This window comes from Pseudomonas oplopanacis, assembly GCF_057128725.1.
Map to the genome: position 1 here is coordinate 90,093 of NZ_JBSKHV010000018.1, position 9,690 is coordinate 99,782.

A 9,690-nucleotide genomic window follows, 5' to 3' on the forward strand; every position below is an offset into this window, starting at 1 on the left:
CATGCGCTGGGTCTGTATTCTTTTCCCGCAATTGGCGCTGGACGCGGTGCTGCGTCAGCGCCCCGATCCCGATGAGCCGCTGGCGCTGCTGACCGGCCCGGCGCAGCGCCGGGTGTTGCAAGCGGTCAATGCATCGGCGCGCGCACTGGGCTTGCGTCCGGGGCAGTCGATGACCGCCGCGCAGGCCTTGAGCAAAGGCTTTGCCACGGCCGAATACGACGCCGCCGAGATCGAACACTGGCAGCAGTTTCTGGCCGCCTGGGCCTATCGCTTCAGCTCTCAGGTCAGCGTGCATTACCCGCGTGCCGTGGTGTTTGAAATCGAGTCCAGCCTGGGCTTGTTCGGGCCGTGGCCAACCTTCGAGGCACGGTTGCGCGCTGAACTCGGCGAGCTGGGCTTTCGCCATCGGATCGTCGCGGCGCCCAACCCGGTGGCCGCGCGGGTGCTGGCCAACGTGTATGACGGGCTGGTGGTGCCGGACAACGATGCCTTGCAGCACCATCTCGGGCAATTGCCCGTCGACCGCATCGCGTTGGAGCCCGTGGTGGCCACGGCGTTATCGCGCATGGGTTTGCGCACCTTGAGTCAGGTGCAGGCGCTGCCACGACAGAGCCTGGCCCGGCGTTTCGAAGCCCAGGTGCTCAAGCACCTGGACGCGTTGACGGGGGCGCGCCGACTGGCCCTGGCGTTCTACCTGCCACCAGACCGTTTCGACGTACGCATCGAGCTCAATTTCGACGTGCAGTCGCATCAGGCGTTGCTGTTTCCGTTGCGCCGGTTGACTGGCGACCTGTCGGCCTTTCTCTGCGGTCGGGACAGCGGCGTGCAGCGTTTCGACCTGCACCTGGAACACGCCGGTCTGCCGGACTCGGTGATCAAGGTCGGCTTGCTCAGCGCCGAGCGCGATCCGGCGATGCTCTTCGAACTGGCCCGGGGACGACTGGAACAGGTTCAGGTCGAAGCCCCGGTGCGCGGTTTTCGGCTGCGTGCCGAAGACTTGCCGAGCTTCGTCCCGCAGTATCAGGAGCTATTCGACGATCGCCCGCAGCAATCCTTGCCGTGGGAGCAACTGCGCGAACGCTTGCGCGCGCGGCTCGGCGATGACGCCGTGCACGGCTTGCGCTTCCAGGCCGATCACCGCCCGGAGTGCGCGTGGCAGGCGCGGGTCGACAGTCAACTGTGCGCGGGGTTGCCGGGTGTGCAACGTCCAGGCTGGTTGCTGACGGAACCGCAGGCGATCCACGAAAGCTCGACGCGCATCCTCATGGGCCCGGAGCGCATCGAATCCGGCTGGTGGGACGGCGCCGACGTACGCCGTGATTACTACCTGGTCGAAACCCGCTCCGGCCAGCAGGGTTGGGCGTATCGGGCGGTGGGTGAGGGCGGGCCGTTGTGGCTGCAAGGCTGGTTCGCATGAGCATCGACTACGCCGAGTTGCACTGCCTGTCGAACTTCAGCTTCCAGCGCGGGGCCTCCAGCGCCCTCGAACTCTTTCAACGGGCAAAAAAACACGGCTATCAGGCGCTGGCGATCACCGATGAATGCACCTTGGCCGGCATCGTCCGCGCCTGGCAAGCGGCCAAATCGGTGGAGCTGCCACTGATCATCGGCAGCGAAATTCGCATCGAGAACGGCCCGAAACTGGTGCTGCTGGTGGAGAACCTTGAGGGCTACCAGACCCTGTGCCGGCTGATTACCCGGGCGCGGCGCCGCACGCAAAAAGGCCAGTATCAGGTGCTGCGTGAAGACTTCAGCGAACCGACGCCGGGGCTGTTGGTGTTGTGGGTGCCGGACGCTGTCGATGACTTCGAACAGGGCCACTGGCTGCAACAGACCTTCGCCGAACGCCTGTGGCTGAGCGTCCAGTTGCATTGCGGCCAGGACGATACCCGGCGCCTGGAGGCGCTGCTGACCCTGGCCCGGGAACTGCGAATTCCCGCGGTGGCCAGCGGCGATGTGCACATGCACACCCGTGGCCGGCGCGCCTTGCAGGACACCATGACCGCGATCCGTCATCACCTGCCGGTGGCCGAAGCCGGGCTGCGCCTTCACCCCAATGGCGAGCGGCATGTGCGCAGCCTGGAGGTTTTGCAAACCATCTACCCACAAGCCTTGCTCGATGAAACGCTGGCCATTGCCCGGCGCTGCACCTTCGACCTTGGGCAGCTGCGTTATCAGTACCCACGGGAGTTGGTGCCGCAAGGCCAGACAGCCACGTCCTGGCTACGTCATTTGACGGATGAGGGCATTGCATGGCGCTGGCCAAAAGGCCCGAAAACGGCGGTGCTGAGGCAGATCGACAAGGAACTGCAGCTGATCGCCGAACTGGGCTACGAGAGCTATTTCCTGACGGTGCACGACATTGTGCGGTTTGCCCGTGGCCAGCATATTCTGTGTCAGGGCCGGGGGTCGGCGGCCAACTCGGCGGTGTGTTTTGCCTTGGGCATCACGGAAATCGACCCGGACCGCACCACGTTGCTGTTCGAACGGTTTCTCTCCAAGGAGCGCAACGAGCCGCCGGACATCGACGTCGATTTCGAACACGAGCGTCGCGAAGAAGTCTTGCAGTACGTGTTCCAGCGTTATGGCCGCACGCGCGCGGCGTTGACGGCGGTGGTCAGCACGTATCACGCGGCGGGCGCGGTGCGTGACGTGGCCAAGGCGTTGGGTTTGCCGCCGGACCAGATCAATGCGCTGGCCGATTGCTGCGGCCACTGGAGTGATACCGCGCCGCCCGTGGAACGCCTGCTGGAAGGCGGCTTCGACCCCGAAAGTCCGGTATTGCGCCGGGTCTTGAGCCTGACCCAACAGTTGATCGGCTTCCCTCGACACTTGTCGCAGCACCCCGGTGGTTTCGTGATTTCCGAGCAGCCGCTGGACAGCCTGGTGCCGGTGGAAAACGCCGCCATGGCCGAGCGCACGATCATTCAGTGGGACAAGGACGACCTCGATGCGGTCGGCTTGCTCAAAGTCGATATTCTGGCCTTGGGCATGCTCAGCGCCATCCGCCGCTGTTTCGATCTGCTGCGCCGCCACCGCAACCTTGACCTGAGCCTGGCGACGATCCCGCCCGAAGATTCGGCCACCTACGACATGATTGGCCATGCCGACACCATCGGCGTGTTCCAGATCGAGTCCCGGGCACAGATGTCGATGCTGCCCAGGCTCAAGCCGCGCAAGTTCTATGACCTGGTGATCGAGGTGGCCATCGTCCGTCCGGGCCCGATTCAGGGGGGGATGGTCCATCCGTACCTGCGCCGTCGAAACAAGGAAGAGCCGGAAACCTATCCCTCGCCGGAACTTGAAGCGGTGCTCAAGCGCACCCTGGGCGTGCCGCTGTTTCAGGAACAGGTCATGCAGATCGCCATCGTCGCCGCCGACTACAGCCCCGGCGAGGCCGACCAGTTGCGGCGCTCCATGGCGGCCTGGAAGCGTCATGGCGGGCTGGAGCCGCACAAGGATCGATTGGCCGCAGGGATGAAGAAAAACGGCTACACGGCCGAGTTCGCCGCGCAGATCTTCGAGCAGATCAAAGGCTTCGGCAGCTACGGTTTCCCCGAGTCCCACGCCGCCAGTTTCGCCTTGCTGACGTACGCCAGTTGCTGGCTGAAATGCCACGAGCCGGCGGCTTTTGCCTGTGCGCTGATCAACAGCTGGCCGATGGGTTTCTACAGCCCGGACCAGATTCTCCAGGACGCGCGCCGGCATCATTTGCAGATCCGCCCGGTGGATGTGCGCGCCAGTGACTGGGATTGCAGCCTCGAACCGGTCACCGTCGGGCAACCGGCGATCCGCATGGGGTTGCGGATGATCAAGGGCTTTCGCGAAGACGATGCCCGGCGCATCGAAGCGTCGCGCGCGCGGGGGGTGTTTGTCGACATCGCCGACCTCGGCGAGCGTGCGCGACTGGATGCCCGCGCCCAGGAACAACTGGCTGATGCCGGTGCGTTGCGGGGCCTGGCCGGTGACCGGCATTGGGCGCGCTGGGAGGTTGCGGGGGTACAAAAGCAACTCGGTTTGTTTGCCGGCCTGCCGCGTCAGGAAGAGGACGTCGTGTCGTTGCCCAAACCCAGCGTCGGCGAAGACCTGCAAGCCGATTACGCCAGTGTCGGCACCACCCTCGGCCCGCATCCGCTGGCGTTGCTGCGCGGTGAACTGAAAGCCCGGCGCTGCCGCAGTTCGCAAGAACTGATGACGGTCGAACACGGGCGACCGGTCAGTGTCGCGGGGCTGGTGACGGGGCGGCAACGGCCGGGCACCGCCAGTGGCGTGACCTTCGTGACCCTGGAAGACGAGTTTGGCAACGTCAACGTGGTGGTCTGGCGCGACCTGGCCGAGCGGCAACGCCAGGTGCTGGTCGGCTCGCAATTGCTCAAGGTCGATGGTCGCTGGGAAAAGGTAGGCGAGGTTCGCCACCTGATTGCCGGGCGCCTGAGCGACCTGAGCTCATTGCTCGACGGCATCAGCGTGCGCAGCCGGGATTTCCGTTGAATGCGAAATGTGTGGCTCCCACAGATCCCCCTGTGGGAGCGAGCCTGCTCGCGAAGAGGCCCTGTCATCTGACATTGATGTCGACTGGAGGACCGCTTTCGCGAGCAGGCTCGCTCCCACCTTTTGGGTGATGGCTAGCGTTTGACACTCGCCACAAAAGCCCGGATGGTTTGAATCAGCTAACCTCTATGAAACCATTTGACCTCGGCGATGCTCGAAACAAACGGGCCGCGTCGTCTTCACACCGTCGCGATCCCTTGAGGCAGTTCATCTACAGGGACTAAGAGCCAGTCAATGCAGTTTTTAGACGAAAGCCACGGGTGTGCCGGCTGGAACGGCGAAATGGCCGGGCGTATACGTGCGTTCGACTGGGGCCAGACCGAACTGGGCAGCCTCGACACCTGGCCTGCAAGCCTGTGCAGCGCGGTGCAATTGATGCTGGCCTCGCCACTGCCGATGGTGATGCTCTGGGGCCACGCCGGGTACATGATCTACAACGATGCCTACTCCGAATTCGCCGGTGGCCGCCATCCTTACCTATTGGGCTCGCCGGTGGAACTGGGCTGGCCGGAAGTCGCCGAATTCAATCGCAATGTGGTCGACACCTGCCTGGCGGGCGGCACCTTGTCCTACCGCAATAAAGAGCTGGTGTTGCTGCGCGACGGCATCCCCGAAGACGTCTGGCTCGACCTCTATTACAGCCCGGTCGCCAATGACGAAGGCAAGCCCGCCGGCGTCATGGCGATGGTGGTCGAGACCACCGAACACGTGATTTCCGAACGCCGCCGCCAGGCTGCCGAAGACGCCTACCGCGCCGACAATGAACGGGTGCGCCTGGCACTCAATGCCGGCGCCTTGCTCGGCTCGTTCGTCTGGGACATCAAGGCCAACCGGCTCTCCGGTGACGAGCGTTTCGCCCGCACCTTCTCCTATCCCGCCAATCAGGACCTGGCCGATTTGCCGACAGATGTCGCTGAAGCCAAGATCCACCCCGACGACCTCAGTTGGGTGCAGGAGCAGGTCAATCAGTCGGTCGAAACCGGCGAGTCTTTCAATGCCGAATACCGCGTTTTGCGCCCGGACGGCACTTACCTGTGGGTGCAGGCGAGCGGTTGCTGCGAGTTCAATGAACAGGGCGAGCCGTTCCGCTTTCCCGGCGTATTGATTGACATCCATGAACGCAAGTCCGCCGAAGAATCCTTGCTCAGGTTCACCCGCAATCTGGAACAGCGCGTCGCCGATGAAGTGGAAGCGCGGCTGGCCGCTGAAGAACAACTGCGCCAATCGCAGAAGCTCGAAGCCATTGGCGGCCTCACCGGTGGCGTGGCACACGACTTCAATAACCTGTTGCAAGTGATCGCCGGCAACCTGCATTTGCTGGCGCGGCATGAGCCGGACAACGCCAACGTGCAGCGCCGGGTCAAAGCCTCGATTGCCGCGGTTGAGCGTGGCGCCAAATTGTCTTCGCAATTGCTCGCGTTTGCCCGCCGCCAGCCACTGTCGCCAGCGGTGTGCAATCCGCGGCAGGTGTTCGACGGCCTGGCGGAATTGTTGCAACGAGCGCTGGGCGAAACCCTGCAGATCAAGGTGCGTGCGCCGGTAGAACCCTGGCACATCTTCGTCGATCGCAATCAGCTGGAAAACGCCATTCTCAACCTGGCGATCAATGCCCGTGATGCGATGAAAGGCGAGGGGACCATCGGCCTGAGTGCCGAACACATCGCCCTCGACCAGAAGTTTTGCGCAGGCAAGGGCATCGTGGCCGGCGACTACGTGTGTGTCGCGGTGGCTGACACCGGTATCGGCATGCCGCCACAGGTGCTCGCGCAAGCCTTCGAACCGTTTTTCACCACCAAGGCCGACGGCCAGGGCACGGGGCTGGGGTTGAGCATGGTGTTCGGTTTCGTCAAACAGAGCGGCGGGCACATCGAGATTTCCAGTACCGAGGGGCAGGGCACTCGGGTGAAGTTGTACTTTCCGCGTAGCCTGCGAGCAGCGGCCAGTGAAATCACGCAGCATGATCCGCAGCAGCGCGGTGGTCATGAATCGATTTTGGTGGTCGAAGACAACGATGCGGTCCGCGCTTCGGCGGTGGAGTTGCTGCGCGAAGAAGGCTATCAGGTGCTGACGGCGGCCAACGGCGACCAGGCGATGCAGATGCTGCTGGAGGGCGCGGCGGTGGAGCTGATTTTCACCGACGTGGTCATGCCCGGCCTGATCAAGAGTGCGGACCTGGCCGCATGGGCCAAAGTGCAGAATCCGCCGGTGGCGGTGTTGTTCACCTCGGGGCATACCCGTGACATTATCTCGCGCAACCACCAACTCAGCCCTGACACGCATTTGCTGAGCAAGCCTTACGGGCCTGAGTCACTGACCCGCATGGTGCGTACGGTGCTCAATGGTTGACACACCACGCTCCCACAAGGGGATGTGTGTTTTCAGTTATTTCATTAAGGGCTTCCGATGACATCCAAGCGCACCTCCAACCCTCCCTCCGGCATGGTCAGGGTGCGCGGCGCCCGGGAACACAACCTCAAGAACATCGACGTCGACATTCCCCGCGATGCGCTGGTGGTGTTTACCGGTGTCTCCGGTTCGGGCAAGTCTTCGTTGGCGTTCTCGACCCTCTACGCCGAAGCACAGCGCCGCTATTTCGAATCCGTGGCGCCTTATGCGCGGCGGCTGATCGACCAGGTCGGCGTACCGGATGTCGATTCCATCGAAGGCCTGCCGCCGGCCGTGGCCTTGCAACAACAGCGGGGCACGCCGAGCACGCGGTCTTCGGTGGGCAGTGTGACGACGCTGTCGAGCCTGATCCGCATGCTCTATTCGCGGGCCGGCAGTTATCCGCCGGGACAGGCGATGCTGTACGCCGAAGACTTCTCGCCCAACACCCCACAGGGCGCATGCCCTGAGTGTCATGGGCTGGGCCGGGTTTATGACGTCACCGAAGCACTGATGGTCCCCGACCCGAGCCTGACCATCCGCCAACGCGCGGTCGCTTCCTGGCCCACGGCCTGGCAAGGGCAGAACCTGCGCGACATCCTCGTGACCATGGGCTACGACGTCGATGTCCCGTGGCGTGAGCTGCCGAAAAAACAGCGCGACTGGATCCTCTTCACCGAAGAAACACCGACGGTGCCGGTGTATGCCGGGCTTACCCCGGAAGAAACCCGCGTCGCGCTCAAGCGCAAAATGGAACCGAGTTATCAGGGCACGTTCACTGGCGCCCGCCGCTACATCCTGCACACCTTCACCCACTCGCAAAGTGCGCTGATGAAGAAGCGCGTTTCGCAATTCATGCTCGGCAGCCCGTGCCCACTGTGTGACGGCAAACGGCTCAAGCGCGAGGCGTTGTCGGTGACGTTCGCGGGGTACGACATAGGTGAGCTATCGCAGATGCCGTTGCTGCAAGTGGCCGCCGTGCTGAAACCGGTGGCAGCGCACAGTTACCTGGAACAGGCCGATGAGGCGGGCGAGGTGTTGACCCACCGGCAAACCCGCGAGGCCCGGGAAGCGCGAGTTGCCCACGGTGCCAGCGGGCATGCCAACGCACCGGACGTGCGTCACACGCCAAATCTGTCGGTAGAGAAACGCCTGGCCGCGCAACGCATCGCCCAGGATCTGCTGGAACGGGTCAGCACCCTGACGGACCTGGGCCTCGGTTACCTGGCACTGGAACGCAGCACGCCGACGCTGTCCTCCGGCGAGTTGCAGCGCCTGCGGCTGGCGACGCAATTGGGTTCGCAACTGTTCGGTGTGATCTACGTGCTGGATGAGCCTTCGGCCGGCCTGCATCCAGCAGATGGCGAGGCGTTGTTTGAAGCGCTGCAACGCCTGAAGGCCGCCGGCAATACGCTGTTTGTGGTTGAGCATGATCTGGAAACCATGCGTCGCGCCGACTGGTTGATCGATGTCGGCCCGGCGGCGGGCGAAAACGGTGGCCAGATCCTCTACAGCGGCCCACCGCCAGGGTTGGCCGCAGTGACGAACTCACAGACCCGCGCCTACCTGTTTGCCGAACAGGTCGCCGAAACCCGTGCCAGCCGCAAGGCTACGGATTGGCTAAGACTGGAGGGCATCACCCGCAACAACCTGAACAACCTCAGCGTCGAGTTTCCGCTGGGCTGTTTTACCGCCGTGACGGGCGTGTCCGGTTCCGGTAAGTCGAGCCTGGTCAGTCAGGCTTTGCTGGAACTGGTTGGCGCGCATTTAGGACGGTCTGCCAGCGAAAACGAAGCTGAGGCGTTGAGCCTTGAGGACGATGCGCCGCAGGTCAGTGGGGGCCAGGTCACGGCGGGGCTGGAGTCGATCAAGCGTTTGGTGCAAGTCGACCAGAAACCCATCGGCCGCACACCGCGTTCCAATCTGGCGACCTACACCGGGCTGTTCGACAACGTGCGCAAGTTGTACGCCGCCACGCCGCAGGCGCAGGCCGAAGGCTACGACGCCGGGCAGTTTTCCTTTAACGTCGCCAAGGGCCGCTGCGCGACCTGTGAAGGTGAAGGCTTCGTCAGCGTCGAATTGTTGTTCATGCCCAGCGTCTATGCGCCATGCCCGACGTGTCACGGCGCCCGCTACAACCCCGAGACACTGGCGATCACCTGGCAAGGATTGAACATCGCGCAGGTGTTGCAGCTGACGGTGGATGAAGCGGTCGAGGTGTTCGCCGAGCAGCCGGGAATTCGTCGTTCACTGGAGGTGTTGCGGGATATCGGGTTGGGTTATTTGCGCCTGGGGCAGCCGGCGACGGAGTTGTCGGGTGGTGAAGCGCAGCGGATCAAATTGGCGACGGAGCTGCAACGCAATCAGCGTGGGGCGACGTTGTATGTGCTTGATGAGCCCACGACCGGTTTGCATCCACGAGATGTGGATCGGTTGCTGGAGCAGTTGAATACGCTGGTGGTGGCGGGGCACACGGTGATCGTGGTCGAGCATGAAATGCGCGTGGTGGCGCAGAGTGACTGGGTGATCGACATCGGACCGGGGGCGGGGGGTCAGGGCGGGAAAATCGTCGTGGCCGGTGCGCCGCAGACCGTGGCTAAAAGCAAGAAGAGCAAGACTGCGCAGTTTTTGGCGCGTGTGCTTGGCAGGGGTTGATGGGGTGATCTTGCTGGCCTCATCGCGAGCAGGCTCGCTCCCACATTGGAATGTGGTTGGCTGTGGGGGATGAGCCTGGCAGGGCTTGATGGGTTGTTT

4 protein-coding genes are annotated in these 9,690 nt (G+C 63.4%); all 4 read left to right on the top strand.

What is annotated here, in order from left to right:
• Position 1 precedes the first annotated feature (1 nt).
• The 4 genes from ACWKV5_RS26550 to ACWKV5_RS26565 all read left to right on the top strand — a co-directional run bounded on the left by ACWKV5_RS26550 (position 2) and on the right by ACWKV5_RS26565 (position 9,591).
• A complete protein-coding gene (locus ACWKV5_RS26550) occupies positions 2-1,417 on the top strand; it encodes a Y-family DNA polymerase (protein WP_483843661.1) in 1,416 nt (471 codons plus the stop codon).
• Positions 1,393-4,491, top strand: coding sequence for an error-prone DNA polymerase (locus ACWKV5_RS26555; protein WP_483843662.1), 3,099 nt, complete (start codon positions 1,393-1,395; stop codon positions 4,489-4,491). The genes ACWKV5_RS26550 and ACWKV5_RS26555 overlap by 25 nt, the downstream gene beginning before the upstream one ends.
• 294 nt (positions 4,492-4,785) lie before the next feature.
• Positions 4,786-6,897 carry a hybrid sensor histidine kinase/response regulator gene (locus ACWKV5_RS26560; protein WP_483843663.1) on the top strand — a complete coding sequence of 704 codons (2,112 nt, stop codon included), beginning with the start codon at positions 4,786-4,788 and terminating at the stop codon, positions 6,895-6,897.
• A 57-nt stretch (positions 6,898-6,954) separates the two neighbouring features.
• A complete protein-coding gene (locus ACWKV5_RS26565; protein ID WP_483843664.1) occupies positions 6,955-9,591 on the top strand; it encodes an excinuclease ABC subunit UvrA in 2,637 nt (878 codons plus the stop codon).
• Positions 9,592-9,690: the final 99 nt, after the last annotated feature.